A 26,891-nucleotide genomic window follows, 5' to 3' on the forward strand; every position below is an offset into this window, starting at 1 on the left:
AAAAACTAGACTCGGCGGCGTGCAGTTCCTTCACGGCCACCAGCCGGCCTACGACCTGACCTACAACGACGTGTTCGTCGTGCCCAACCGCAGTGACGTCACCTCCCGGTTCGACGTGGACCTGTCGACATCGGACGGCACCGGCACCACGATCCCCGTCGTGGTGGCCAACATGACGGCAGTGGCCGGGCGCCGGATGGCCGAGACCGTGGCCCGCCGCGGCGGCATCGTGGTGCTGCCTCAGGACCTGCCGATCAGCGCCGTCAAACAGACCGTGGACTTCGTCAAGAGCCGGGACCTGATCGCCGACACCCCGGTGACGCTCTCCCCCGACGACTCGGTGTCCGATGCCACGGCGCTGATCCACAAGCGCGCGCACGGCGCGGCCGTCGTGGTCTTCGAGAATCGCGCCATCGGCCTGGTGACCGAGGCGGCCTGTGTCGGCGTCGACCGGTTCGCGCGGGTGCGTGACATCGCCGCGCCGGACTTCGTCAGCGCCCCAGTCGGAACCGACCCGCGCACCATCTTCGACATGCTCGACCACGCGCCGATCGACGTCGCGGTGCTGACCGCGGCCGACGGCACCCTGGCCGGTGTGCTGACCCGGACCGGCGCGGTCAGGGCTGGGATCTACACCCCGGCGGTCGACGCCCGGAACCGGCTGCGCATCGCGGCCGCGATCGGCATCAACGGCGACGTCGCGGCGAAGGCGGCGGCACTGGCCGAGGTCGGTGTCGACGTCCTGGTGGTCGACACCGCGCACGGCCATCAGCTGAAGATGCTCGACGCGATCAAATCGGTGGCCTCGCTGGACCTGGGTCTACCGCTGGCCGCGGGCAACGTCGTCTCGGCTGACGGTGCACGCGATCTGGTCAACGCCGGCGCCTCGATCGTCAAGGTCGGTGTCGGCCCCGGCGCCATGTGCACGACCCGCATGATGACCGGCGTGGGCCGTCCCCAGTTCTCGGCGGTGCTCGAATGTTCGCAGGCGGCAAAGGAACTCGGCGCACATGTCTGGGCCGACGGCGGTGTCCGGCACCCCCGGGATGTCGCGCTGGCGTTGGCCGCGGGCGCGTCGAACGTCATGATCGGGTCATGGTTCGCCGGTACCTACGAATCGCCCGGCGACCTGATGCGCGATCGCGACGGCAATCCGTACAAGGAGAGCTACGGTATGGCCTCCAAGCGTGCGGTCGCGGCCCGCACGTCGGGTGACGACGCGTTCGAGCGCGCCCGCAAGGGCCTGTTCGAGGAGGGGATCTCGACCTCGCGCATGGCGTTGGATCCCGAACGCGGTGGTGTCGAGGATCTGCTGGACCACATCACCTCCGGCGTGCGCAGCACCTGCACCTATGTCGGGGCCGCGACGCTGGCCGAACTGCATGAGAAGGTCGTGCTCGGCGTGCAGTCAGCCTCGGGGTTCGCTGAGGGTCATCCCCTGCCCACCGGGTGGTGACGCGAACGCCAACACCGTGCCGCGAACCCCGACGGTGATCCGGTCACCCGAGGCCGCGGCGGCTTCGGCCGGCGTGTGGACGCTGACCTGGGCGCCGCCGTCGAGCCGAACGCGCAGCACGGCCCGGGAGCCGAAGTAGCGCCTGTCGACCACGGTGCCGGGCGGGTCGTCGACCGTGCCGAGGCACAGCTGTTCGGGCCGCGCCACCATCGTGACAGGACCGTCGGGAACCGGAATCCGGACCGGGTGCGCACCGCGCGCGGTGCGCACCACGCCCCTGCGGCAGTCTCCGTCCAATTCGACTGTGCCCCCGATGAATCGCGCGACCTGCAGCGTTGCGGGACGGTCGTACAGGTCCGCCGGCGCACCGTGCTGGGCGATGGTCCCGTCGAACAGCACGGCCACGGTGTCGGCCAGGGACAACGCCTCATCCTGATCGTGGGTGACCAGGATCGCCGTCGTCTCGGACTCCCGCAGAATGGCCGTGATGTCCTCGCGCACCCGCACTCTCAGGCCCGCGTCCAGGGCCGCGAACGGCTCATCGAGCAGCAGGACCCGGGGACCGGCCGCCAAGGCGCGGGCCAGTGCGACGCGCTGCTGCTGACCACCGGACAGCTGCCCCGGTCGGGCGTCGGCCAGCCCGGCCAGACCCACCACGTCAAGCCAGCGCGCCACCGTCGCGGCCGCATCCCGGCGGTGCGCCGCGCGCAGACCGAAGGTGATGTTGCCCGCGACGGTGCGGTGCGGGAACAGCGCGCCCTCCTGCGGCATCAGACCCACGCGGCGCCGGTGGGCGGGCACAGCGACGCGGGGTCCGGCGACGACATCCCCCGCGATCCGGACGGTGCCGGCGTCTGGAGTCTCGAAACCCGCGACGATCCGCAGCAGGGTGGTCTTACCGCATCCCGACGGCCCCAGCACCGCGGTCATGGTGCCCGGGGGCACCCGCAGGTCGACGCCGTCGAGCACTCGCAGTGCGCCGAACGCTCTGCTGATTCCGGTCAACGTCACCTCGGCGGGCGTCTCAGCCACCACGCACCCCTCTCACTCCGGCTGTCCAGACACCAAGTGCCGCAGTCGGTATCGCCGCGAACACGACCAGCGCCGCGGCATACGGCGCGGCACTGGAGTAGTCGCTGACGAAACTGTGCCCCCACAGTCGGGTGGCCAGCGTGTCAGTGCCGGTCGGATGCAGGAGCAGAGTCACCGGGAGTTCCTTCATACACGTCAGCAGCACCAGGGCCGCCGCGGCGGCGATCCCGGGTGCGGCGTTGCGGACCGTGACGGACGCGAACGCCCGCACCGGTGAGCGCCCGAGGGATTGAGCGACCTCGTCGAGGCGCACTGGGCTGGCCTCCACCGCCGCACGCACCGAACCCACCGCCAGCGGGATCAACAGCACCGCGTAGGCCAGGATCAGCAGCGGTGCGCGCTGATAGATCGGGTGCAGGAGCAGCACACCCAGCGACACCATCGCGATCGCGACCACGATGCCCGGCAGACCGTGGCTGACGTAGGAGGCGCTCTCGAGGAGCCTGGTCCCCCGGGTGCGGTGACGGGCCGCCAGCACGCCCAGCGGCAGCGCGGCCACCGTGCTGACCACAGCAGCAGTCGTCGACAGCCACAGCGTCGCCACCAGAGCGTCCCACCACTGCTCGGCGTCCCACCGCAGGCCGCCGGAGACGAGCCAGTCCGACAACGCGAACAGCGGCACCGCGATGGCCGCGAGCACCACCACCACCGCCACAGCGGCCGCCACCGGACGCCACCGACCCAGCGGGATCACCACCACAGGACGCGGACTGCCCGACCCCACGCGGGCACCGGCCCGCCCGCGGACAAGCCGTTCCGCGACCACCAGGGCGACCGCGAACACCAACAGCAGCAGCGCCAGCACCGCGGCGCGCGACGGGTTGAACCCGGATCGGTAGGCGCCGTAGATCACCCAGGTGAACGCCTCATAACGCATCGCCGCGACGGCGCCGAAATCGCTGAGCACGTACAGCGCCACCAGCAGGGCGCCCGCGGTGATCGCCGGCCGGGCGGACCGCAGCGTGACCCTGAACAGGACCGACCACCCGTTGTGGCCGAGCGACCGTGCGACCTCCTCCTGCGCAGGATCGGAGCGGGCCAGTGCCGCCATCGTGGTCAGAAACACCAGCGGATAGCTCACCAACGTCAGCACCAGAACCGAGCCCCACAGGCCCTGCAGCGACGGGAACAACGAAATCCACAGGAAGGCAACCAGATAACTCGGCATCGCCATGGGCAGAGTCAGCGCCACCGCGAGGAGGCGACGACCCGGCACATCGGTGCGCGACACCAACACCGCGAATCCCACGCCGAGCACGACACAGGCCACGGTCACGAGCAGCACCAGCGCCGCCGACCGCCCGATCAACAGCGCCGTGCGGGGTTGCAGCAGTTCGTCGAGGACGAATCCGGCACCGCGTTCCAGCGCGCGTTCGAACAGGTAGACCAGCGGCACCAGGGTGCCCGCGACCACCGCGGCCGCGGCGATCGTCAGTGCCAGCGGCGGACGAAGGCCCGCGCCGGAACGCGCGCGCCGAACGAACCCCAACCCGCTCAGTTGGTCAGCAGTCCGGTCTCCACCAGCAACTGCTGGGTGGCCTCGAGATCGTCGAGGGCCGACAGATCGACGGCGGGCGGGTTGAGGGTCTCCAGTGCCGGCATGTCGCCGTCCGGCTGCACGCCGGCGATCAGCGGGTACTCCGCAGTCTCGGTGGCGAAGTACTTCTGGGCGGACTCCCCGACCAGATAGGCCGCCAGGCGCTGCGCGGCCTCGGGATGCGGCGCAGCGGCCAGCACACCCACGCCCGCGACGTTGACCAGACCGCCGGGATCGCCCGCGGCCAGGAACTGGTTGCGGGCCACCACGTTGTCGGCGCCCTTGCTGTCGATCAGCTCGTAGAGGTAGTAGTGGTTGACCAGGCCGAGCGCGATCTGGCCCTCGTTCACCGCGTCGCGCACCGCGCCGTTGCCCTCATACGGCTTGGGGTCCTGGGCCTTGAAGGCCGTCAGCCACTGCTTCGCCCCGTCATCCCCGCGCAGCAGCCGCAGACCGGTGACGAACGACTGCCAGGATGCGTTGCTGGGCGCGAAACCGATCTTGCCCTTCCACTCCGGGGCCAGGAGCCCGTCGATGGTGTCGGGCGGAGTCGGCGCCAACTCCGGGTTGTAGACGATCACCCGCGCCCGACCCGAGACTCCGACCCAGGTGCCGTCGGCGGCCGAGTACTGCGTGGGCACCGCGGCCAGGGTCTCGGCCGCCACCGGTGCGAACAGTCCGGCGTTGGAGACCGCCCCGAGCGCGCCGGCGTCCTGGGACAGGAAGACGTCCGCCGGTGACTTGTCGCCTTCGGTGATCAACTGCGCCGCGAGCTCGCCCGATCCGGCGTAGCGGGCCTCGACTTCGATGCCGGTGTCGGCCGTGAACTGTTCGAGCAGCGGCGCCACCAGGTCCTCGCTGCGGCCGGAGTACACGACGACCTTCTCGGCCTTCTCCGCGTTGTCTGCGTCGGCGGACTGCGGGCCGGATTCGCCACCGGAACATGCGGTCAACGCTGCCACGAAGGCGAGCGAACCCAGCCCCGCCGTGAGCTTCGACATGATTGTCGCCATGCAATTCCACCTCTGTCCGATCCGGGATTACCGCAGTATGGTGCCGCGCCCCGCAACCTATCATGTGCTAAGGCTTGCCTTACCGTGATCGATTCGGGGTGGCGGGGTGCACCTGCACCGTGGCGGATCCCGCTACGATATGTGGTCACACAGCGCACACTTGCGCACTGTCGACATGGAAAGGGACCACGTGCCGCAGGCACCCGTCGAGGTCGTTTCGACTGAGCGTGACCTCCAGGAGGCGCGGCATGCATCCGCCTCCGCCGAATCCGACGAACCCTCCTCTAGTAGGCCGGGCCATGTGCCCGGCGCCCGATTGGAGGCCGTCGCGTGAGCGGCTGGTTCATGGCACTGAGTGTGCTGGCAATCCTGGTTCTGACGGCGGGGACGGCGTTGTTCGTCGCCGCCGAGTTCTCCTTGACCGCCCTGGAGCGAAGCACGGTCGACGCGAACGCGCGCACCGGTGATCGCCGCGACAGGTTCGTCCAGCGAGCGCACCGCACGCTGTCGTTCCAGCTGTCCGGCGCCCAGCTGGGCATCTCGATCACGACCCTGGCCACGGGTTTCCTGGCCGAACCGGTGGTCGCCCGGCTGCTGCACCCGCTGCTCGACGCCGCGGGTCTGCCTCCCAACCTGTCCAGCGGATTGGCACTGGCCCTGGCGCTGCTCATCGCGACCTCGCTGTCGATGGTGTTCGGCGAGTTGGTGCCCAAGAATCTGGCGGTGTCCAAGCCGGTCCCGACGGCGCGCGCCTCGGCCGGACCGCAGCTGCTGTTCTCGGCGTTGTTCACGCCCGCGATCAAGGCCACCAACGGAACGGCCAACTGGATCCTGCGCCGCCTCGGCATCGAGCCGGCCGAGGAGCTCCGGTCCGCACGCTCGCCGCAGGAACTGGTGTCGCTCGTACGCAACTCGGCCCGCAGCGGATCTCTGGACGCCGTGACCGCCACCCTGGTCGACCGGTCACTGCAGTTCGGTGACCGCACGGCCGAGGAGCTCATGACACCGCGCTCGAAGATCGAGGCCCTGCAGGCCGACGACACCGTGGCCGACCTGGTACGGGCAGCGACCGAGACCGGCTTCTCGCGCTTCCCGATCATCGAAGGCGACCTCGACGAGACCATCGGCATCGTGCACGTCAAGCAGGTCTTCGAAATCGCTCCCGCTCGCCGCACCGAAACCCGGCTGGCGGTCCTGGCCCAGCCCGTGGCGGTGGTGCCGTCGACCCTGGACGGCGACGCCGTCATGAGCCAGATCCGCGCCAACGGCATGCAGACCGCGCTCGTGGTCGACGAGTACGGCGGCACCGCGGGCATGGTCACCGTGGAGGACCTGATCGAGGAGATCGTCGGTGACGTGCGTGACGAGCACGACGACGCGACGCCCGACGTCGTCGAGGCCGGCAACGGCTGGCAGGTGTCTGGTCTGCTGCGCATCGACGAGGTGGCCAGCGCGACGGGGTTCCGCGCACCCGAAGGCGACTACGAGACCATCGGCGGCCTGGTGCTCGACGAACTCGGCCACATTCCGGAGACGGGCGAGTCGGTCGTGCTGCGTGCGTTCGACCCTGACGGCGGCTACGACGATCCCGTGCGCTGGCGGGCCACCGTCGTCGCGATGGACGGGCGCCGCATAGACCAGCTGGAGCTCACCGAACTGGGCCGAGGACATGAGCACGACACCGAAGGGAAGGCGCTCTGATGGGTGGCGATCTGTTCGGTGTGCTGCTGACCGTGGTGCTGCTGGCGGCCAACGCGTTCTTCGTGGGTTCGGAGTTCGCGCTGATCTCGGCGCGACGCGACCGCCTCGAGGCCCTGGCCGAACAGGGCAAGCGCAGTGCGGTGACGGTGATCCGGGCCGGCGAGCGCCTGTCGCTGATGCTGGCCGGTGCCCAGTTGGGCATCACGGTCTGTTCGATCCTGTTGGGCCGGGTGGGCGAACCGGCGGTGGCCCATCTGCTGGAGAAGCCCTTCGGTCTGCTGGGCGTGCCCGACGCCGTGCTGCACACGGTGTCCTTCGTGGTGGCGTTGGGCCTGGTGGTGCTCCTGCACGTGCTTTTGGGCGAGATGGTGCCGAAGAACATCGCGATCGCGGGACCCGAGTCCACGGCGATGCTGCTGATCCCGATCTACCTGGTGTACATCAAGGCCGCCCGTCCGTTCATCGCGTTCTACAACTGGTGTGCCAACGTCACGCTGCGCCTGGTGCGGGTCGAGCCGAAGGACGAACTCGACGTCACGGTGTCGACCGTGGAACTGTCCGAGATGATCGCCGAATCGGTGTCCGAAGGCCTGCTCGATCCCGAAGAGCACACGCGATTGACCCGTGCTCTGCAGATCCGCAATCGAAACGTCGCCGATGTGGCGGTTCCGCTGCGGGAGATCCGGGCAGTGCCGGTGGCCGATTCCGGTTCGGGCCCCACGGTCGCCGCGGTGGAACGCGCCCTCGCCGAGACGGGCTACTCCCGGTTCCCGGTCGCCGATTCGGCGGGAGTCTTCATCGGGTACCTGCACATCAAAGACGTGCTCGCGCTCGGTGACGATCCCGACGCGGTGGTCGACCCGCAGGCCGTCCGACCGCTGCCGCGGGTCGCGGCCACGCTGCCCCTGCCCGACGCGTTGTCCCGCATGCGCCGCATCAACAGCCACCTGGCTCTGGTCACCGACGAAGGCGACCAGGTGGTGGCGATGGTGGCGCTCGAGGACCTCGTCGAGGACCTGGTCGGAACTGTCCGCGACGGCACCCACCGGGTCTGACATGTTGCCCACCGCAACCGAAATCGTCCTGCCAGAACAGGATTGGACTGCGGCGGCGCAGCGGCACCGCGATCGCGCCGAACGGTTCCTGGCCGCGCACACCGGCTCCGAACCGCACCCGGTGTGGGATTTCCTGTTCACCTACTACAGCCTGCGGCCGCGCCAGCTGCTTCGGTGGCATCCGGGCTACGGTGTCGTGCTCGCCGGGGCCGGCGCCCGCGACTACGTCGAGCGCACGGGATACACGCGGCACCCCGCGGGCACAACCGTCAGCGGGCAGTGGCTGCACTCCCGCATGGCCACCGTGCGTTTCGTCCTCGACCTGCTGCGCCGCACAGCGCAGCGCCCCGCGGCGCACAACTGCTTCGGTCTGCACGAGTGGGCCATGGTGTATCGCCCCGACACCACCATTCGGCATTCCGGTGTGCCCCTGCGCCTCGGACAGGACGGCACGGATGCGGTGGTCGAGTCCATGCCGTTGCGGTGCACGCATTACGACGCGTTCCGTTTCTTCACCCCCGGCGCGCGCCCGAAGAACGCCGCCGAACTGTCGCGCGAGACGCAGGCCGCCCACGAACAGCCGGGCTGCCTTCATGCGGCGATGGACACCTACAAGTGGTGCTTCAAGCTGTTGCCGCTGACCGATTCCGACCTGCTCCTGGACTGTCTCGAACTCGCCGCCGACGCCCGCGCGCTCGACATGCGGGCCAGCCCGTATGACCTCTCCGAGTACGGCTTCGAGCCGATCCGCATCGAGGACGCCGCGGGACGCGCCGAGTACGTCCGCGCGCAGGCCGAGATCACCCGACGCGCCGCACCGCTTCGCGATGCGCTCATCCGGCGGTGCGAACGACTGGTCGCCGCGGCGGACACCGCCTGAGACAGGTTGCCAGGGGCTGTCGCGCCGGCGCCGGCTGCCGCGCCGGTGGCGTCGTTGTGACCTGCGACGTGTCCGGGGCCACAGCGGGACGACGGATAGGATGGATGGGATTGCCAGGCGAGGAGGACCAATGAGTGACCGCGTGAATGTCGGCAACCTGCGGGTTGCCAAGGAGCTGCACGACTTCATCACCAATGAGGCCTTGCCCGGCACCGGTCTGGACCCTGACAGTTTCTGGGCGGGGGTGGACAAGGTCGTCACCGACCTGACCCCGCAGAACCAGGACCTGCTGGCCCGCCGCGACGAACTGCAGGCGCAGATCGACAAGTGGCACCGGCACCGCGTCATCGAGCCTCACGACGCCGAGGCGTACAAGGTCTTCCTCACCGAGATCGGTTACCTGCTTCCCGAACCCGAGGACTTCACGATCACGACCGCGGGCGTGGACCCGGAGATCGCCTCGACGGCGGGCCCGCAGCTGGTGGTGCCGGTCCTCAACGCGCGATTCGCGCTGAACGCCTCCAATGCGCGCTGGGGTTCCCTGTATGACGCGCTGTACGGCACCGACGTCATCCCCGAGTCCGACGGCGCCGAGAAGGGTTCGGGCTACAACCGGGTGCGCGGTGACAAGGTCATCGCCTACGCCCGCACGTTCCTCGACGAGTCCACCCCGCTGGAGTCCGGTTCGTGGGCGGACATCACCGGCCTGAAGATCATCGACGGACAGCTCTCCGCGACCCTCGGCGAGGACCAGTCCAGCGCCCTGGCCAACCCGGAGCAGTTCGCGGGCTACACCGGTGACGCGGAAGCGCCCACGTCGGTGCTGCTGGTCAACCACGGCCTGCACATCGAGATCGTGATCGATCCCTCCTCGCCGATCGGCTCCACCGACTCCGCGGGCATCAAGGACGTCGTCCTGGAGTCCGCGATCACCACGATCATGGATTTCGAGGACTCGGTCGCCGCGGTCGACGCCGAGGACAAGGTGCTCGGCTACCGCAACTGGCTGGGCCTCAACAGGGGTGACCTGTCCGAAGAGGTCAGCAAGGGCGGCAAGACGTTCACCCGCGTCCTCAACCCCGACCGCACCTACACCGCGGGCGACGGCAGCGAGTTCACGCTGCCCGGCCGCAGCCTGCTGTTCGTGCGCAACGTGGGCCATCTGATGACCAACGACGCGATCGTGTTCAATGCTGAGGGCGAGGACGGCCCAGAGGTTCCCGAAGGCATCCAGGACGCGCTGTTCACCAGCCTGATCGCGCTGCACGGACTCAAAGCCTCCGACGAGAACGGCCCGCTGACCAACAGCCGGACCGGTTCCATCTACATCGTGAAGCCCAAGATGCACGGCCCCGACGAGGTCGCCTTCACCTGCGAACTGTTCAGCCGCGTCGAGGACGTTCTCGGCGTGCCGCAGGGCACCCTCAAGGTCGGCATCATGGACGAGGAGCGCCGCACCTCGGCCAACCTGAAGGCCTGCATCAAGGCCGCGGCCGACCGCGTGGTGTTCATCAACACCGGGTTCCTGGACCGCACCGGCGACGAGATCCACACCTCGATGGAGGCCGGTCCCATGGTGCGCAAGGGCACCATGAAGAGCCAGCCGTGGATCCTGGCCTATGAGGACGCCAACGTCGACACCGGCCTGGCCGCCGGTCTGTCGGGCCGCGCTCAGATCGGCAAGGGCATGTGGGCCATGCCCGATCTGATGGCGGACATGGTCGAGCAGAAGATCGGCCAGCCGCGCGCCGGCGCCACCACGGCCTGGGTGCCCTCGCCGACCGCGGCGACGCTGCACGCGCTGCACTACCACCAGGTCGACGTCTTCGCCGTCCAGAAGGAACTGGCGGGCAAGAAGCGCACGACGATCGACCAGCTGCTGACCATTCCGCTCGCCGATTCGGGCCTGACCTGGGCTCCCGAGGAGATCCACCAGGAGGTCGACAACAACTGCCAGTCGATCCTGGGTTATGTGGTGCGCTGGATCGACCAGGGTGTCGGCTGTTCGAAGGTGCCCGACATCCACGACGTCGCACTCATGGAGGACCGCGCCACGCTGCGCATCTCCAGCCAGCTTCTGGCGAACTGGCTGCGGCACGGCGTGATCACCGCCGAGGACGTCCGCGCAAGCCTCGAACGCATGGCGCCCGTGGTGGATCGGCAGAACGAGGGCGACGCGGCGTACCGGCCGATGGCCCCGGATTTCGACGCCAGCATCGCGTTCAAGGCGGCCGAGGAGCTCATCCTGGAGGGCGGTGCGCAGCCCAACGGCTACACCGAGCCGATCCTGCACCGGCGTCGTCGGGAGTTCAAGGCCAGTCTCGGCCAGTGACTACACTCAGCTCGGACGGCGGGACGGCGACACAGAGCGGGAGTGAGTCAGGGGTGAATCGGCATGGGTAGACACAGCATTCCCGACCCCGACGAGCCCGATGAGGTCACCGACGAGTCCGCCTTCGAGCAGAGTCCGTCGTCGTCGGAGCCGCAGACCGGCCACCACCACCGTGCCGCGGAACCCGAGGACGCCGCCGACTACGGCTATGCGGACCACGGGTACGCCGCCGGGGGGTACGCCGCCGAGGGAGCAGCCGCCGACACGTACGAGGGCGGCGACTACGACGATTACGACTCCGACGACGGTTTCGTCGCCGGAGACTCCAGCGCCGACTACGACACGGGTGACTACGGCGCCGGCCAATACGGCTCAAGGGAGTACGACGCTGGCCAATACGGCTCCGGCGAATACGACTCGGGCCGCGCTGACCGGGCTGACCAGTACCCGGCTGATCGATACGGCGCCGACCAGTACGACGACCGCCGTTACGACGCTGACGAGTTCGGCACTGACCAGTTCGACGACCGTCGGGCCGGCGGCTCCTCGGACTACGCCGGCGACTACACCGACTACGACAGCGACCACGCCGGCTATGACACCGACTACGACGAGGACGACTACGACGACAGCGACACGCGCGCCCTGGTGGCCGCCGGTGCGCCCGACTCGCCGCAGACCTCGGGTGGGCACCGGAACGAGGGCGAGTGGACCGGAAGCCACCGCATCGTCACGCAGGGCCGGCGCGGGGTGTCGTTCGGCGTCATCGCGGCACTGGTCACCGTGGTGGTCGTCGTCGCCGGGTTCATCATCTGGAATTTCTTCGGCGACGCCCTCTCCGATCGCTCCGGCGTCGCCGCGGACCGCTGCCTTCAGGGCGACGCCACGGTCGCGGTCCTGGCCGACCCGGCGATCGCCGGGACTCTCGGCGAGATCGCCAAGACATTCAACGAGACCACGGGTCCGGTGGGCGACCACTGCCCCGTCGTGAACGTCACCGCGGCCGACTCCGACGCCGTGGTCGCAGGTCTGACCGGACAGTGGCCGGAGAACCTCGGCGACAAACCGGCCCTGTGGATTCCGGGCAGTTCGGTGTCGCAGGCCCGACTGCAGGCGGCCGGTGGACCGAAGATCGCATCCAGCAACTCCCTGGTCACCTCCCCCGTGCTGGTGGCCGTGGCACCGCAGTTGAAACCCGTTCTCGAGCAGCAGACCTGGGCCACGCTGCCCGGCCTGCAGAACGACCCGGAGTCGCTCAACAAGCTCGACCTGCCCGGCTGGGGATCGCTGCGGATGGCGCTGCCCAAGACCGATGACAGCGATGCGTCCTACCTCGCCGCGGAGGCTGTCGCCGCGGCCTCGGCGGCCCCCGGCGCGCCGGCGGACTCAGGTGCGGGCGCGGTGTCGGCGCTGCTGTCGGGAGCGCCCAAACTGGCCGACGACAGCACGGACACAGCCATGGCGGCCCTGCTCGACGGTGATGACCCGGCCGCCCGTTCCGTGCACGCGGTGGTCACCACCGAACAGCAGCTGATCCACCGAGCCCGTGGCATCGCTGACGCGAAAGATGCTTTGGCGTCCTGGATTCCGCCTGGCCCCGCCGCGGTCGCGGACTTCCCCGCGATCCTGCTCGAAGCCGACTGGCTCGAGCAGCCGCAGGTGGCTGCCGCCAGTGCGTTCGAGAACTTCCTGCGCGAACCGGAGCAGACGGCCACACTGGCCGAGGCCGGTTTCCGGGTCGAGGGTGCCGATGCGCCGACCAGCGATGTCACCGACGGTGCGGCCGTCGAGCAGACCCTGTCGGTGGGTGACGACACGGTCCGGGTGGCGCTGGCCAACACCATCGGCGAGCCGGTCGCGGCGCCCGCGTCGGCCTCGGATGCCGCGGTGTCGATCATGCTGGACCGGTCGCTGAATCTGGCACCCGTGGTCGCCGGTCTGACCGCGGCTGTCGATGCGCTGCCGCCGTCGGCCGCAGTGGGTCTGACCACCTTCGACGGCGCAGCGGGCACCACGGTGGTCAATCTCGGTGCGCTCTCCGACGACATCGACGGACAGCCTCGCCGTGCGGCGATCACCTCGGCCCTGTCGGGATTGACGCCGACGGGCGGCGCGGTGTCGTTCACGACGCTGCGCAACGTCTACGCCGACGCGCTGGAGAGGTTCGCACCCGGGCACGCCAACCGCGTGCTGGTCATCACCTCCGGGCCGCACACCGATCAGTCGTTGGACGCGGCGGGCCTTCAGGACCTGATCCGCAGCAGCGCGGACCCGGCACGTCCGGTGGCCGTCGACGTCATCAACGTCGGCAACGACCCCGACGGGCCCACGTGGGAGTCGGTGGCTCAGATCAGCGGCGGCACGTACACGCATGTGCCGGCGTCGGATTCGCCCGAGATGGCCGCCGCCATCTCCGCGATGCTGAAGTGACCTCGACCGCGGCCGCTGCCGCTGCCGCAGACCATCACGGCACTGCGGTGGCGCGCTCCCGGAACTACGCCGGTGCAGCGGCACAGTGACGCGGACGCCGCACGGCCCGTGGCAGGGTCACCGCGATCCCGATGAGTCCCACCCCGAGCGGAACCAGCAGGGCGGCCCGGTATGACTCGAGTTCGACGGCACCCGAAGCCAATACAGCGACCTGGACCGAAATGGTGGCGGAGAGTCCGATTGCGGCACCGAACTGGAACGTCGTGTAGAGCAGCCCACCGGTGAGCCCCTGGGATGCCTCCTCGACGCCGTCGGTGGCGGCGATGGTCAGCGGACCGTAGGCGAGGGTGAATGCGATCCCGAGAGCCAGGAAGCTGGGCAGCATGCTCAGGTAAACCCAATCCCTCTCCACGCCGATGAACAGCGCGAAGGACAGCGCCGAGAATGCCATCCCGGCTGAGATCACCCGCCAGAGCCCGAATCGACGCACCAGCATCGGCGTCACCGTGGGTGCGAGGATCGCGTCGATCGCGACGACCAGCAGCGCCAACGCGGTGGCCAACGCCGACCAGCCGCGGAGTTCCTGAAGGTAGAGCACGACTATGAACTGGAACCCCATGAACCCGGCCGCCAGGCAGCCGGCACCGATATAGGCGGTGACGAGGTTGCCGTCCCGAAGCAGTCCAAGCGGAACGAGGGGGTCGGCGGAGCGGCGCTGACGGACGGTGAACAGCACGAACACGACCACGGCCGCGACCCCGAGCAGGCCGGCCGGAAGCGTGGAACCGTGAGCGACGTTCTCGATCGCGGTAACGGTCAGGACCACCGCTCCGGTGGCGAGCACCGCGCCGGGCACGTCCAGGGATCGCCGGTTGGTCGTCGCGTCGGGGTGGTCACGTGGAACCAGCGGCAGTGCCAGTGCCAGCACGGCGAGCGCCAGAACGACGGGCGCGAAGAAGACCCACCGCCAGCCGACGGCCGTCAGCACCCCGCCAGCCACGAGCCCGAGCGAGAACCCGGCGGCGCCGATGCCCGCGTAGACGAGGACTGCGCGATCCCGTTGCGGCCCTTCGGGAAAACTGGTGGTGATGATCGCAAGTCCGGCCGGCATCAGGAATGCCGCAGCGATTCCGGTGACCACCCGCACCACGACGATCAGCGCGCCGGTCGACGCGATGCCACCCGCCGCCGACACCACGATGAACACCGCCAATGCGATCAGGAAGACCCGTCGTCTTCCGAAAACGTCGGCGGTGCGCCCGCCGAGCAACATGAATCCGCCGTACCCGATCACGTACCCACTGATGACCCACTGCAGTTCGAGGGTCGGCAGTGCGAGTGCCTCCCGGATGACCGGCAGGGCGACGTTGAACATCGCGATGTCGATGCCCTCCAGGAACGCCGCTCCGCAGAGCGCCATCAACAGGAGCGCCGCGCGTGTTCGAGACGTCGCCGTCGTGGGACGCGCGGCAACTGCATCTGCATCCATATACCCCACCCTCTCGGTACCTATTGGTAACTGACCACATCATCAGTCACCATGGTTGGGTGGCGGAAGAAGGCACTTTGAAGTCAGCCAGTACCCCTGAGGTAACCGACTGCCCAGACGCGTTTCAGTGGGATCGGCGCGAGGACTGTGAGGTCCGCCAGATCCTCGACCGGATCGCGGACAAGTGGTCGCTGCTCATCATCGCCCTGCTCGATGACGGCTCCATGCGATTCACCGAACTCAAGCGCATGATCGACGGCGTCAGCCAACGGATGCTGACGGTCACACTGCGCCAACTCGAACGCGACGGGCTCGTGCGTCGCACCGTTCACCCGGTCGTCCCGCCCCGGGTTGACTACGAATTGACCGATCTCGGTCGCACGCTGCACGAAACCGTGCAATCACTGGTCCGGTGGACCGAACGACACCAGGCCGACATCGTGGCGGCGCGTGCGGACTTCGACGCCGCGCACGGCTGATCTCCGGGCAGGCCGGGGGCCCGCACAGGGTCAGCCGACGCTCAGGTGAAGGCCTCGATCGGCGGGCACGAGCACACCAGGTTGCGGTCGCCGTAGGCGCCGTCGATGCGACGCACCGGCGGCCACACCTTGGGCCGGAAGGCCTTGCCCAGCGGGTAGGCCGCCTCCTCCCGGGTGTACGGGTGGTCCCACTCCTCGACCAGCAGGCTCTCCGCGGTGTGGGGTGCACCACGCAGCGGGTTGTCGTCGACGGGCCAGTGACCGGAACCGACCTTGTCGATCTCGGCGCGGATGGCGATCATCGCCTCGCAGAACGCGTCCACCTCGGCCAGGCTCTCGCTCTCGGTGGGCTCCACCATCAGCGTGCCCGCCACCGGGAAACTCATCGTCGGCGCGTGGAAACCGTAGTCCGCCAAACGCTTTGCCACGTCGTCGACCGTGACGCCGGTGGACTTGGTGATCCCGCGCAGATCGAGAATGCACTCGTGGGCCACCATCCCGTTCTCACCCGTGTAGAGCACCGGGTAGAACTCGTCGAGACGGCGGGCGATGTAGTTGGCCGAGGCGATCGCGGTCAGCGTCGCCCGCCGCAGACCTTCGGCACCCATCAGCCGGATGTAGGCCCATGTGATCGGCAGAATCGAGGCCGACCCGTACGGCGCGGCCGAGACCGGGTGCCCCTTGGGCAGCTCGTCGGCCAGCGGATGGCCGGGCAGGAACGGCGCCAGGTGGGATCGCACCGCGACCGGGCCCACGCCGGGGCCACCGCCGCCGTGCGGAATGCAGAACGTCTTGTGCAGATTGAGGTGGCTGACGTCGCCGCCGAACTTCCCGGGCCGGGCCAGCCCGACCAGGGCGTTGAGGTTGGCGCCGTCGACGTACACCTGACCGCCCGCGTCATGGACGGCCGCGCAGATCTCGGCGATGTCGTGCTCGTAGACACCGTGCGTGGACGGATACGTGATCATCAGGGCAGACAGGTCCTCGGCGTGCTCGGTGACCTTGGCCCGCAGATCGTCGAGATCGACGTCGCCGTTCTCGCGGCAGGCCACGACCACGACACGCATGCCGGCCAGCGCGGCCGACGCCGCATTGGTGCCGTGTGCGCTCGACGGGATCAGACAGACGTCGCGGTGGACCTGGCCGCGCGCGCGGTGGTAGTCGGCGATGGCCAGCAGCCCGGCGTACTCCCCCTGCGACCCGGCATTCGGCTGCAGGGAGATCGCGTCGTATCCCGTGATGCCCGTCAGCCACGACTCCAGGTCGGCGATCAGGCGGCGCAGGCCGGGCGTGTCCGAGGCCGGCGCGAACGGGTGCTGGCGGGCGAATTCGGGCCAGGTGATGGACTCCATCTCGGCGGCCGCGTTGAGCTTCATGGTGCACGAACCCAGCGGGATCATGCTGCGGTCCAGCGCGATGTCCTTGTCGGACAACGCCCGCAGGTAGCGCATCATCGCGGTCTCAGTGCGGTGGCTGGTGAACGCCGGGTGCGTCAGGAACGCCGAGGTGCGGGTGACGACACCGGCGCAGCGCGGTCCGGCGGCGGACACCCCGAAGGCGGCCAGCACCGCGGCGACGTGGGCGTCGGTGGTCGCCTCGTCACAGGCCACCGACACATGGTCGGCGTCGACCCGCCACAGGTTGATGCCGTGGGCCTTTGCGGCCGCGATCACCTCGTCGGCCCGTCCGGGAACATGCGCGAGCACGGTGTCGAAGAACTCGTCGTGCACCAACGCATCTCCGAGGCCGGCCGCGATCGCTTCGGCGTGACCGTGCACGCGGCGTGCGATCGCCACCAGGCCCTCGGCCCCGTGGTAGCTGGCGTACATCGCGGCCATGACGGCCAGAAGCACCTGAGCGGTGCAGATGTTCGAGGTCGCCTTGTCGCGGCGGATGTGCTGCTCGCGGGTCTGCAGCGACAGGCGGTAGGCCGGCGAACCATCAGCGTCCACCGACACCCCGACCAGCCGGCCGGGCAGTTGGCGGGCGTGTTTGGCGTGCACTGCCAGGTATCCCGCGTGCGGGCCGCCGAAGCCCATCGGCACCCCGAACCGCTGCGTGGTGCCGAAGGCGACGTCGGCACCGAAGTCCCCGGGCGGACTGATGACCGTGGCCGCGAGCAGGTCGGCGCCCACCGCGACCAGGGCGCCGCGCTCATGCGCCTCGGTGACCAGCGCCGACCAATCCGTGACGCGGCCACTGGCCCCCGGCAGCTGCACGACGACGCCGAAGAAGTCCCCGGCGGGCAGGCCGTCGCGCAGGTCGGCGGTGACGATCTCGATGCCCAGCGGTTCGGCGCGCGTCGCCAGGATCGCGGCGGTCTGGGCGAACACGTCGACGTCGACCGCGAGCCTGTTCGACGATCCACGCACCGCGCGCTGCATGAGTGTCATGGCCTCGGCCGCCGCGGTGCCCTCGTCGAGCATCGACGCGTTGGCCACCTCGAGGCCGGTCAGGTCGCCGACCATGGTCTGGAAGTTGAGCAGGGCCTCGAGGCGTCCCTGGCTGATCTCGGGCTGGTACGGCGTGTAGGCCGTGTACCAGGCTGGGTTCTCCATGATGTTGCGCAGCAGCACCGGCGGGGTCAGGGTGTCGTAGTAGCCCTGGCCGATCATCGACACCGCGACGGTGTTGGAGTCGGCCATCGCGCGCAGTTCGGCCAGCGCCTCGTGCTCGGCGGCCGGTGCGGGCAGGCGGTCGAGACCGGGGGCGACGCCTGCATCGAGTGCGTCGAGGATTCCGGCGGGCAGCGCCTTGGCGGCCAGCTCGTCCAGCGATGCGACGCCGATGACGTCGAGCATGGTCGCGAGGGCGTCGGCATCAGGACCGATATGGCGGTCGGAGAACAGATCGTGGACGGTCACAGCGGGCTCCTCGGGCAGGCGAAAGCTCACCCTCCCCCTCTGTCGTCCACCCGATCGGGCGCCTGAGAGATTCGGCTGTGCGCCTTTCCCCATGGGCGGGCGCGGCCCCGACATCGGGGACTCGCCGCTTTCCAGAGGCATCGTGGCCAGGCGCGGTCCTGGGGCCTGAGAGGTTGACGGAGAGGTGTTGCTCCTTCGGCGTCCGCGGCTGGCGACCACGGAACTCTCCCGCGCTGAGCGATGCGTTGAGTAGTTTACCCGGCGCCGGCGCCGCGGTGTCGGTCAGCCGATCTTGCGGTCGCGATGCTTGCGCCGCGACGCCAGTTCATCCTCGGGTGTGGCGATGGACTCGCCACCGTCGGCGCGCTCACCGGGGAAGTCGGCGATGGCGCCGGTCAGTTCGCGCATCGCGCCGCTGACCGCGATGCCGAACACACCCTGCCCACCCTGGAGCAGGTCGACGACCTCTTCGGCCGACGTGCACTCATAGACCGTGGTGCCGTCGGAGAACAGCGTGATGTTGGCGAGGTCCTGCACGCCGCGCTGACGCAGATGGTCGACCGCGACGCGGATGTTGTGCAGCGAGATGCCGGTGTCGAGAAGACGCTTGACGATCTTGAGGACCAGGATGTCCTTGAAGGAGTACAGCCGCTGGCTGCCGGATCCGGCGGCGCCGCGGATCGACGGGACCACCAGCGACGTGCGTGCCCAGTAGTCGAGCTGACGGTAGGTGATGCCCGCGATCTGGCATGCGCTGGGCCCGCGGTAACCGACCAGCTCGTCGGGCACCGAGTCGTCGGGAAACAGACCGGCCTGCACCGGCTCAGACACCGGGGCCGGCACCGAGTCGTCGAGGTCCAACTGTCCTTGACGTGGCTGCTCGCTCACCGTGCTTCCTCTCGCCGATCAGGCTTGTAGAGAGCATACGCTCCTCAACGTCTTCCCAACGGATTCTCAGGCCCGCTGCACCCACCGCAGCGGGTCCGCGACCCGTTCAGATGTCCCCAAGTATGGACGTTGCGTTCGACTCGCCCGATGTTGCGGTCGGCGTGTCGAGCGTCACGAGACTGATCCGTGACCAAGCGGCTCAGGTGGCCTTGAAATCGTCGGGCGACACACTGTCGAGGAACTCCTTGAACTTCTCCACCTCGTCCTCGCGAACGGGCCCCGAGGACTCCTCGTCGGTCTCATCGGGGATCAGCAGACCGGCCTCCGCCAGCACCGCCTCCTCGACGTAGATCGGCACCCCGACCCGCAGCGCGATCGCCACCGAATCCGAGGGCCGCGCCGAGACCGTGATGTCGCGATCGAAGACCAGGTCGGCGTAGAAGGTGCCCTCCTGAAGATCGACGATGCGCACTTCCTTGAGCGAATGCCCCAGCGCGGCAATGAGATCCTTGATCAGGTCGTGCGTCATCGGCCGCGCCGGCTCCACGCCCTGCTGTTCCAGGGCGATCGCCGCAGCCTCCGGCTGCCCGATCCAGATCGGCAGGTACCGATCCCCCGTGGTCTCCCTCAGCAGCAGTACCGGCTGGTTCTGCGGCTGCTCAACACGAATGCCGACCACACGAACTTCACCCATCAGCGTCTGCCCTCCGCATGACCGCAATGCCACGGTCAACTCTAGTCCTCACCGCTGCAGTACGTCGCGCACCGCCGACTTGATCAACGACGTGTGCAGAGTGATCGCCAGTGCAGCCACCTCCCGCGCCAGATCGTCGGCACGGTCCCGGGCGCCGGCCTTGTCGGCCTTGACCAGCGGGCCCGCGATCTGGGCGATGAGGTCCGACTGCCGGTCGGCTGCCGACCGGAATGCCCGCAGGTGTCGAGGTTCGACGCCGTAGTCGGCCAGCGCGCGCGCACACTGCAGGATCACCACCGCGTGTTCGTCGAAGAACACCGCGGTGGCGCTCCTGAAGATCGGTGTGACCACGCCGGCCTTGAGCAGCGCGCCGAGCAGTTCGTCGGTCTCGGCTCCGTCGCCGCCCGCCTGCTCGAGGACGTCCTCCCGGGTCAACCGCACCCGGTGGCCGACGCCGGATTCGGGTGCCTCCGGCCCGTCGGCGACGAGTCGAGGCACCACATACGGTGACCCGGTGCTCGGCAGCTCGCCGTCGGGTTGGGCGTCCAACTGGGCCTTGATGACCTTCAACGGCAGGTAGTGATCGCGCTGCGCGGTCAGGATGAAACGCAGACGCGCGCAGTCGTAGGCCGTGAACCGCCGATATCCCGACGCCGAGCGCTGTGGCGTGACCAGCCCCTCGGCTTCCAAGAATCGAATCTTGGAGATGGTGACGTCCGGGAAATCGGGTCGCAGCAGATCCAGTACCGCTCCGATCGACATCCCGGCGAGCGCGGGAGTATCGGGTGCGGTCACTAGCCCTCTGGTCCCCCGTCGTCGGCCTTCGGGCCGGTGAGGAACACCAGACGGAACTTGCCGATCTGGACCTCATCGCCGTTGGCGAGCACGGCTGAGTCGACCGGTTCGCGGTTGACGTAGGTGCCGTTGAGGCTGCCCACATCCACCACCTGGAACTCGTTGCCCTCCAGGCGGAACTCGGCATGCCGCCGGCTCACGGTGACGTCATCGAGGAAGATGTCGCTGTCGGGGTGGCGCCCCGCCGACGTGGTGGCCTGATCCAGCAGGAACCGCGAACCGGCGTTGGGGCCCCGCTTGACGACCAGCAGCGCCGAGCCGGCCGGGAGTCCTTCGACTCCGGACACGGTGCCCTCGCCGCCGGTCGCGGCCGGTGCGTCCAGTTCGTTGAGGAAGTCCGCCCGGAAGACTGACGTCGTCTCCACGGTGAGTTCCTCAGATGACTTGTCCGCGCCCGAACCGCTGTCTTTTTCCGTCACACGCTGCTCCTCACAGGCTGCTTGTGGCGATATCGCCGGTGAAACTTGATCCACCCTCACGTCTCGTGCCGTCGCGCACTTCGACGTTACCGTGCGACGGGCGTCGATGTGCCCGGCACGCCAGAAAGGATGCTGGCAGGCACCCTAACAACAGTCACTCGGTGAGTGTGGCGCGGTAGGCCTCATCGTCGAGCAGATTCCCTGCCGCGGCGTCGAGGTCCGCCTGCTCGACCTGCAGGTCCAGCAGCCATCCGGCGCCGTACGGATCGGAGTTGACCAAGTCCGGGCTCGCCTCCAGATCACCGTTGACGGCAATCACTTTGGCCGACACCGGCGCGTACAGGTCGGACACCGATTTCGTGGACTCGACTTCACCGAAGGTGTCACCAGCGGTCAGCTGCGCACCGACATCGGGGAGCTGGACGAAGACCACATCGCCGAGGGCCGACTGGGCGTAGTCGGTGATGCCCACCCGCACGGTGCCGTCGCCGGTGCGGCGGACCCACTCATGCTCGGTGGTGTACTGCAGATCAGAGGGGACCTCGCTCACGACGCTCCTGACGTTGAATCGACTGACGGTTGGGTGGCGGTGTGGCCGCCACGACTGCTCACTTGACGGGCTGAGCGTATTGGCGCGGTTTCGGTTGTCGCAACAACGTGATGTCGACGTGGTCGGACTGCTCGACCGTCATCGTCCCGCCGACCCGTTCGATGCTGTCGACCGCCCCGCCCGGGATGTTCATCGCCGCCGCCAGAGTCGGCGGATCACCAATGGCCGCAACGGTATACGGCGGTCCAAGGGTGACACCGTCGACCTGCAGCGCGCCGGGCGACCCGGTGATCCAGGTGTCGACGCCCACACGGACACCCCGGTCGGACGATGTGATCTCTATCGCTTCGGCGCCGGCGGCGCGCAGTTCGTTGACGACGTCGAGCATCGGCTCGGGCGCCACGCCCCGGACCGGGTCGTCGATCCGGATGACCACGCCGGGACCCGTCGCACCGACCGTTCCGGCCAGGATCGACAGGGCGGCCAGCCGGGCCCGCGCGTTGTCGATCGCGGCCTGATCCGAGCTGCCTGAGGCCTGCAGCGATGCCAGGGTGCGCTGAAGCTCGACGACCTCGGTGTTCAGCGCCGCCTCCCGCTGCTGCAGCGAGTCGAGCAGCACCAGCAGATCTGCGGGGCGTGCGGACTCCAGGGAGTCACCGGAGTCGGTGCGCCGGACCTGGGTGGCGATCGCCACACCGAGCACGACGCACAGCAGCACCGCGAGCGCGCCGAACAGCAGCTGCCGCCGCGACGACGACGTGCCGACCGCAGCGTCGGGCATCTCGTGCCGGCCGTGCTCGGGCTCCGGCGGTGGATCCGGCGGCTCGGCGGTGATCGGCGTCTCGTCGGTCATGTCAGGCTCCGAACAGGCGGCGGCGCAGCGCCGCGGCGTTGCCGAAGATGCGGATGCCGAGCACCACGATGATCGCGGTGGACAGCTGGGTGCCCACCCCGAGTTGATCGCCGACATAGACGATCAGGGCCGCGACCAGCACGTTGAAGACGAACGAGACGACGAAGACCTTCGCGTCGAAGATGTGCTCCAGATAGGCCCGCAGCCCGCCGAAGACCGCGTCGAGGGCCGCGACGACGGCGATCGGCAGATAGGGCTCGACGAACTCCGGCACGCTCGGTTGGAACACCAACCCGAGCACGATGCCGACCACCAATGCGGCGATGCCGATCAATATCGCTCCCCCTGCACCCCGACCATCATCATCCCTTCTGTCTGGCGAACACGACGTCGCGACTCACACCCGCGGGCACCGAGATTCCGTCGCCGGAACTGACTGTCACTCCCACCCCGTAGGACGTCTCCAGCAGCCGCAGACGCTGCAGACCCGTGCTGCGCTCGAAATTCTCCCGCATGGTGTTCGGCGGGCCGATCGCGGCGATCGTGTACGGGCTGCTGATCGGGCTGTTGTCGACCAGGATCGCGCCGCCGGCCTGCCGGATCGTGACGTGTGGGCCCACCCTGACCCCACCGACACTGATCGCCTCGGCACCGTCGGCCCACAACGAGTTCACGGTGAGCTGCAGATCGCGGTCGAGGATGACCTGCTGGCTGCCCGGCAGTCGCTGCTTGGAGACATCGGTCAGGTCGCGCCCCATACCCGGTTCGGTGACGGTGACCGTCAGGCCCGGGCCGATCAGCGCGGTGCTGCCGGCGGCCAGACTGACGCCGTCGAGGTCGTCGAGCAGCTTCTGGCCCTCGGCGCCGTCGGTGAGCTTGCGGCGGGCCAGGTCGTCGACCTCGGCCGCCAGGGCGTCGCGGCGGTGCGCCAGGTCGTGGGTTGTCGCCGCGGCGGCCTTCACCGAATTCGCCAGACCACGCTGGGTCGCCGACACGCCGGGTGCGGTGGACCGAGCCTGCGCCATCGCTGCGGCGAAGACCGCGGCGATCAGCAGTGCCGCAAGCGCCTGCCACACCCAGTCGACGCGACGGCGCGCACCGGTGCGTTCGCGTTCGGCCGCCGCGGCGGCGTAGCCGGGGTCGAGATGTTCGGACAGCAGCGAACGCAGCAGCGACGGAACGGGCAGCTTCTTTACCTGTTGAGCCTGATTGGCCGACAGTCCGGCGGCCGGTTCGTAGCCGCCCAGCGCCCGGTCGGGGGTGCTCACAGCCCCGCCTTCGACACCTTGGGCAGCCGCCGGACCACCAGGCCCAGCTGGGCCACGTAGAGCACGAACGACCACAGGTACATGCCGATGCCCCAGATCAGGAAGCCCCAGCCGACGGCGCCGATCACGTGGCTCCACAACGCATCCCACTGTCCGAGCAGGATCAGGGGGAATCCCGACATGAGCGCGAAGGTGGCGGCCTTGCCGATGTAGGTCACCGGCAGGGCGGACAGTCCGCGGCTGCGCAGCACCGGCAGCATGGCCGCCAGCGCGGCGTCGCGCACGATCAGCACGCCGATCACCCACCACGGGATGATCCCCGCGATCGCGAAGGACACCGGGATGACGACCATGTACAGCCGGTCCACGGCCGGGTCCAGCAGTTCACCCAGCCGTGACGACTGATTCATCACGCGGGCGATCTTGCCGTCGGCCCAGTCCGACGCTCCGCTGATCATCAGCACGGCCACGGCGGGCCCGTAGGCGTGCTCGTTGAGCAGAAGGTGGACGAACACGCCGATCAGGACGAGCCGAACGACGCTGAGCACATTCGGCACGGTCAGCACCCGATCGCGCTGATCGGGCAGCTCGGCGTCCATGCCGCCTAGATTAATCCGGTTGGGCTACCGGAAGACCCCGGGCAGGCTCAGCGCCGAGAGCGTGTCGTCCTTGAGCGGGTTGTCGTGCACCATGTACGTCCACGTCGAGGTGGGCCGCGCCAGCTTCGACAGGTCCAGCCCGGGCTCCTCGTCGAGCAGGTTGGCGGTCTCGAACGTCTGCTGGCCGGCCTCGATCGCGTCGGCGGCCAGGGAGGCGAACGCGTCGACGGCCATCCGGTGGAACTCGTCGAGCGGGTTCTGCCTGCCCAGGGCACGCAGGTGGATGCTCTCCCGGATGTCGGCGAGGTAGGCCTGGTGATCGGCCCAGCCGCGGTCGAGGTGGTACAGCATGATCAGTCGGCAGATCCGCTCCAGCTCGTCCTCGGACAGCGTCTCGGCCAGCTCCTCGTACCGTTGCGGCGACAGCTCCTTGAGTTCGTCGCGCGCGGCCGTCGTCGACAGCAGCGTGTTGCGGCGCTCGACGATGATGGCGCGCTGCTGCGCGATCAGCTGGTTGTAGCGCCAGGTGTTGGCGTGCACCTCCAGCAGGCCACCCTCGGCGATGCGCTGGGCATGGTCGATCAGGTCCGCGGCCTTGGGACTCAGGATCCGTCCCTCGTCGTCGGTGTCGGTGGGCAGCTTGCCGGGATCGAGGTGCGAGACCACGACCTCGTCCTGCCAGCTCGCGAAGAACACCGACGAGCCCGGGTCACCCTGGCGGCCCGCGCGGCCGCGCAACTGGTTGTCGAGGCGTTCGGTGTTGTGGCGGCCGGTGCCGATCACGTGCAGACCGCCGAGTTCGACGATCTTGTCGTGGTTCTCCTCCTCCGAGCCGCCGAGCCTGATGTCGGTGCCGCGGCCGGCCATCTGCGTGGAGACCGTGACCGCCCCCAGCTTGCCCGCCTCGGCGATCACGGCGGCCTCCTCGGCGTCGTTCTTCGCGTTGAGCAGCACCGCCGGCACACCGCGCTTGACCAGGCGTTCGTGCAGTTCCTCGGATTCGGCGACGTCGTGGGTGCCGACCAGGACGGGTCGGCCCGTCTCGTGCACCTCGATGATGTGGTCGATGATCGCATCGGTCTTGGCCGCGGCCGTGATGTAGACGCGGTCGACCTCGTCCTCGCGGATGTTGGGGGTGTTCGGCGGAATCGGTGACACGCCGAGCTTGTAGAACTGGCGCAGCTGTTCACCGGCGGCCAGCGCGGTGCCGGTCATCCCGCACACCGTGGGATACCGGTTGATCACGGCCTGAACCGTGATGGTGTCGAGCACCTCACCGGTCTCGGTGGTCTCGATCCCCTCCTTGGCCTCCACCGCGGCCTGCAGGCCGTCGGGCCAGCGCTGCAGCTGTGCGATCCGGCCCCGGGAGGCGTTGATCAGCTGAACGGCGCCGTCGCGCACGATGTAGTGCACGTCGCGCTGCAGGAGCACGTGGGCGTGCAGGGCCACGTTGATCTCGGTCAGCGTGGTGCCGACGTGTGTCTCGGAGTAGAGATCGATTCCGCCCAGGGCCTTTTCGACCTTCTGCGCACCCACCTCGGTGAGGTGGATGTTGCGCTTGTCGGCGTCGGTCTCGTAATCGACGTTGGGCGTCAGCGAGCCGACGAGCTCGACGATCTCGAGTCGCGGTGTCTCCCGGTGGGTCGTACCCGCGAGCACCAGCGGGACCAGGGCCTCGTCGACGAGCACCGAGTCGGCCTCGTCGATCAGCGCAACGTCGGGGTTCGGCGACACCAGGTCCTCGACATCGGTCACCAACTGATCGCGCAGGACGTCGAAACCGATCTCGTTGACCGACGCATAGGTCACATCGCGGCCGTAGGCGTCTCGGCGTTCGGCCGCCGTCGACTCCTCGGTGATCCAGCCGACCGTCAGGCCCATCGCCTCGAACAGCGGCGCCATCCATTCGGCGTCACGGCGGGCGAGGTAGTCGTTGACCGAGATGACGTGCACGTGCCGCCCGGCCAACGCGTAGCCCGCCGCGGCGATCGCACCGGCCAGGGTCTTGCCCTCGCCGGTGGCCATCTCCACGACGTCTCCGGCCAGCATCCGCAGCGCGCCCTGCAATTGGACGTCGAACGGGCGCAGGCCGGTCGAGCGGTCGGCGGCCTCTCGGGCGATCGCGAGGAACTGCGGGATGTCCGACGCGTCGGCGAGGTCCTCGAGGACCAGAAGCTGGGCGGCCTTGCGCAACTGCTCGTCGTCGAGGTCGGCGGCCTTGGCGTCGAACTGCGCCGACGCCTCCACCTCCGCCATCGAACGCGCCTGGTTCTTGTCGGTGCTGGCGCCCAACAGCTTCCAGAATCGCCCACTGAAGCGCCCGGGCTTCACACCGGAGTTGCCGCCTTTGGACTCGGCCTTGGACCTGTTCTCTGTCTTGGAGCTACGTGCCACAGGTTTACGGTACGCGGTGCACCCCCGCGGCCTGCGGTGTCCT

The 26,891-nt window shown here is 68.8% G+C and carries 22 protein-coding genes and 2 riboswitches; of the genes, 7 read left to right on the plus strand and 15 right to left on the minus strand.

Translation table 11 applies throughout. The features are described from left to right. Positions 1 to 19: 19 nt before the first annotated feature. Positions 20 to 1,456: a GuaB1 family IMP dehydrogenase-related protein gene (locus A5727_RS13775; RefSeq protein WP_068249963.1), complete on the plus strand. Its 1,437-nt coding sequence runs from the start codon at positions 20 to 22 to the stop codon at positions 1,454 to 1,456. On the opposite strand, the gene A5727_RS13780 is transcribed toward A5727_RS13775, so the two are convergent. Genes A5727_RS13780 through A5727_RS13790 form a run of 3 tightly spaced genes read right to left on the minus strand, consistent with a single transcriptional unit; the run spans position 1,409 to position 5,098 of the window. After that, positions 1,409 to 2,488 (minus strand): ABC transporter ATP-binding protein, encoded by a 1,080-nt coding sequence (locus A5727_RS13780; RefSeq protein WP_231992069.1) that lies wholly within the window; start codon positions 2,486 to 2,488, stop codon positions 1,409 to 1,411. The genes A5727_RS13775 and A5727_RS13780 overlap by 48 nt on opposite strands. Continuing rightward, entirely contained in the window at positions 2,481 to 4,037 is a 1,557-nt protein-coding gene (locus A5727_RS13785) for an ABC transporter permease (RefSeq protein WP_068249967.1), read from the minus strand. Before A5727_RS13785 ends, A5727_RS13780 begins: the two co-directional genes overlap by 8 nt. Positions 4,038 to 4,042: 5 nt before the next feature. Next, on the minus strand, positions 4,043 to 5,098 hold the full coding sequence (locus tag A5727_RS13790) for an iron ABC transporter substrate-binding protein (protein WP_068249970.1): 1,056 nt from the start codon (positions 5,096 to 5,098) through the stop codon (positions 4,043 to 4,045). A 345-nt stretch (positions 5,099 to 5,443) separates the two neighbouring features. Here A5727_RS13790 and A5727_RS13795 point away from each other — a divergent pair, with 345 nt between their 5' ends. The 5 genes from A5727_RS13795 (at position 5,444) to A5727_RS13815 (ending at position 13,496) form a co-directional block, all read left to right on the plus strand. Beyond that, positions 5,444 to 6,799, plus strand: coding sequence for a hemolysin family protein (locus tag A5727_RS13795; RefSeq protein WP_068250028.1), 1,356 nt, complete (start codon positions 5,444 to 5,446; stop codon positions 6,797 to 6,799). After that, positions 6,799 to 7,854, plus strand: a complete 1,056-nt coding sequence (locus A5727_RS13800) for a hemolysin family protein (protein WP_068249972.1) — start codon at positions 6,799 to 6,801, stop codon at positions 7,852 to 7,854. The genes A5727_RS13795 and A5727_RS13800 overlap by 1 nt, the downstream gene beginning before the upstream one ends. Before the next feature lies 1 nt (position 7,855). Next, complete coding sequence (locus A5727_RS13805; RefSeq protein WP_068249974.1) at positions 7,856 to 8,734, plus strand: 3-methyladenine DNA glycosylase; 879 nt, start codon at positions 7,856 to 7,858, stop codon at positions 8,732 to 8,734. A 130-nt stretch (positions 8,735 to 8,864) separates the two neighbouring features. After that, on the plus strand, positions 8,865 to 11,066 hold the full coding sequence (locus A5727_RS13810; protein ID WP_068249976.1) for a malate synthase G: 2,202 nt from the start codon (positions 8,865 to 8,867) through the stop codon (positions 11,064 to 11,066). 63 nt (positions 11,067 to 11,129) lie between these two features. After that, a complete protein-coding gene (locus A5727_RS13815; protein WP_068249979.1) occupies positions 11,130 to 13,496 on the plus strand; it encodes a substrate-binding domain-containing protein in 2,367 nt (788 codons plus the stop codon). Between the two features lie 64 nt (positions 13,497 to 13,560). Here the strand turns inward: A5727_RS13815 and A5727_RS13820 are convergent, their stop codons facing one another. Next, positions 13,561 to 14,985, minus strand: coding sequence for an MFS transporter (locus A5727_RS13820; RefSeq protein WP_068249981.1), 1,425 nt, complete (start codon positions 14,983 to 14,985; stop codon positions 13,561 to 13,563). Positions 14,986 to 15,062: 77 nt separating this feature from the next. On the opposite strand from A5727_RS13820, the gene A5727_RS13825 reads away from it, so the two are divergent. Further along, positions 15,063 to 15,464 (plus strand): winged helix-turn-helix transcriptional regulator, encoded by a 402-nt coding sequence (locus A5727_RS13825; protein WP_068249984.1) that lies wholly within the window; start codon positions 15,063 to 15,065, stop codon positions 15,462 to 15,464. Between the two features lie 41 nt (positions 15,465 to 15,505). On the opposite strand, the gene gcvP is transcribed toward A5727_RS13825, so the two are convergent. From gcvP to secA2, 11 genes are all read right to left on the minus strand, one after another. Continuing rightward, a complete protein-coding gene (gene gcvP / locus A5727_RS13830) occupies positions 15,506 to 18,328 on the minus strand; it encodes an aminomethyl-transferring glycine dehydrogenase (RefSeq protein ID WP_068250029.1) in 2,823 nt (940 codons plus the stop codon). A gap of 29 nt (positions 18,329 to 18,357) precedes the next feature. Beyond that, a riboswitch (glycine riboswitch) is annotated at positions 18,358 to 18,471 on the minus strand. Further along, a riboswitch (glycine riboswitch) is annotated at positions 18,472 to 18,569 on the minus strand. It lies immediately after the preceding riboswitch. A gap of 41 nt (positions 18,570 to 18,610) precedes the next feature. Beyond that, entirely contained in the window at positions 18,611 to 19,216 is a 606-nt protein-coding gene (locus A5727_RS13835) for a MerR family transcriptional regulator (protein ID WP_068249986.1), read from the minus strand. Between the two features lie 199 nt (positions 19,217 to 19,415). Beyond that, a complete protein-coding gene (locus tag A5727_RS13840) occupies positions 19,416 to 19,910 on the minus strand; it encodes a bifunctional nuclease family protein (RefSeq protein ID WP_068249988.1) in 495 nt (164 codons plus the stop codon). A gap of 48 nt (positions 19,911 to 19,958) precedes the next feature. Next, on the minus strand, positions 19,959 to 20,705 hold the full coding sequence (ftsR, locus tag A5727_RS13845) for a transcriptional regulator FtsR (RefSeq protein WP_068249989.1): 747 nt from the start codon (positions 20,703 to 20,705) through the stop codon (positions 19,959 to 19,961). Continuing rightward, the gene (garA, locus tag A5727_RS13850) at positions 20,705 to 21,184 is read right to left on the minus strand and encodes a glycogen accumulation regulator GarA (RefSeq protein WP_068249990.1); all 480 of its coding nucleotides are present in this window, start codon (positions 21,182 to 21,184) and stop codon (positions 20,705 to 20,707) included. Before garA ends, ftsR begins: the two co-directional genes overlap by 1 nt. Positions 21,185 to 21,338: 154 nt before the next feature. Further along, positions 21,339 to 21,734, minus strand: a complete 396-nt coding sequence (gene gcvH / locus A5727_RS13855; RefSeq protein WP_068249991.1) for a glycine cleavage system protein GcvH — start codon at positions 21,732 to 21,734, stop codon at positions 21,339 to 21,341. 58 nt (positions 21,735 to 21,792) lie between these two features. Next, positions 21,793 to 22,587 (minus strand): DUF881 domain-containing protein, encoded by a 795-nt coding sequence (locus A5727_RS13860; protein ID WP_068249992.1) that lies wholly within the window; start codon positions 22,585 to 22,587, stop codon positions 21,793 to 21,795. A gap of 1 nt (position 22,588) precedes the next feature. After that, on the minus strand, positions 22,589 to 22,921 hold the full coding sequence (locus A5727_RS13865) for a small basic family protein (protein ID WP_068249993.1): 333 nt from the start codon (positions 22,919 to 22,921) through the stop codon (positions 22,589 to 22,591). A gap of 28 nt (positions 22,922 to 22,949) precedes the next feature. Then, entirely contained in the window at positions 22,950 to 23,855 is a 906-nt protein-coding gene (locus tag A5727_RS13870; RefSeq protein ID WP_068249994.1) for a DUF881 domain-containing protein, read from the minus strand. Next, positions 23,852 to 24,454, minus strand: coding sequence for a CDP-alcohol phosphatidyltransferase family protein (locus A5727_RS13875; protein ID WP_068249996.1), 603 nt, complete (start codon positions 24,452 to 24,454; stop codon positions 23,852 to 23,854). Before A5727_RS13875 ends, A5727_RS13870 begins: the two co-directional genes overlap by 4 nt. Before the next feature lie 24 nt (positions 24,455 to 24,478). Further along, a complete protein-coding gene (gene secA2 / locus A5727_RS13880) occupies positions 24,479 to 26,785 on the minus strand; it encodes an accessory Sec system translocase SecA2 (protein ID WP_068249998.1) in 2,307 nt (768 codons plus the stop codon). Positions 26,786 to 26,891: the final 106 nt, after the last annotated feature.

The sequence above is a fragment of the Mycobacterium sp. ACS4331 genome (assembly GCF_001667265.1).
Classification (GTDB): Bacteria; Actinomycetota; Actinomycetes; order Mycobacteriales; family Mycobacteriaceae; genus Mycobacterium.

What these genes read in the sequence shown, in the direction of transcription:
- A5727_RS13790 (WP_068249970.1), bottom strand. Translation starts at nt 5,098, where the DNA reads ATGGCGACAATCATGTCGAAGCTCACGGCGGGGCTGGGTTCGCTCGCC.
- A5727_RS13795 (WP_068250028.1), top strand. Translation starts at nt 5,444, where the DNA reads ATGGCACTGAGTGTGCTGGCAATCCTGGTTCTGACGGCGGGGACGGCG.
- A5727_RS13800 (WP_068249972.1), top strand. Translation starts at nt 6,799, where the DNA reads ATGGGTGGCGATCTGTTCGGTGTGCTGCTGACCGTGGTGCTGCTGGCG.
- A5727_RS13805 (WP_068249974.1), top strand. Translation starts at nt 7,856, where the DNA reads ATGTTGCCCACCGCAACCGAAATCGTCCTGCCAGAACAGGATTGGACT.
- A5727_RS13810 (WP_068249976.1), top strand. Translation starts at nt 8,865, where the DNA reads ATGAGTGACCGCGTGAATGTCGGCAACCTGCGGGTTGCCAAGGAGCTG.
- A5727_RS13815 (WP_068249979.1), top strand. Translation starts at nt 11,130, where the DNA reads ATGGGTAGACACAGCATTCCCGACCCCGACGAGCCCGATGAGGTCACC.
- A5727_RS13820 (WP_068249981.1), bottom strand. Translation starts at nt 14,985, where the DNA reads ATGGATGCAGATGCAGTTGCCGCGCGTCCCACGACGGCGACGTCTCGA.
- A5727_RS13840 (WP_068249988.1), bottom strand. Translation starts at nt 19,910, where the DNA reads ATGGGTGAAGTTCGTGTGGTCGGCATTCGTGTTGAGCAGCCGCAGAAC.
- A5727_RS13860 (WP_068249992.1), bottom strand. Translation starts at nt 22,587, where the DNA reads ATGACCGACGAGACGCCGATCACCGCCGAGCCGCCGGATCCACCGCCG.
- A5727_RS13875 (WP_068249996.1), bottom strand. Translation starts at nt 24,454, where the DNA reads ATGGACGCCGAGCTGCCCGATCAGCGCGATCGGGTGCTGACCGTGCCG.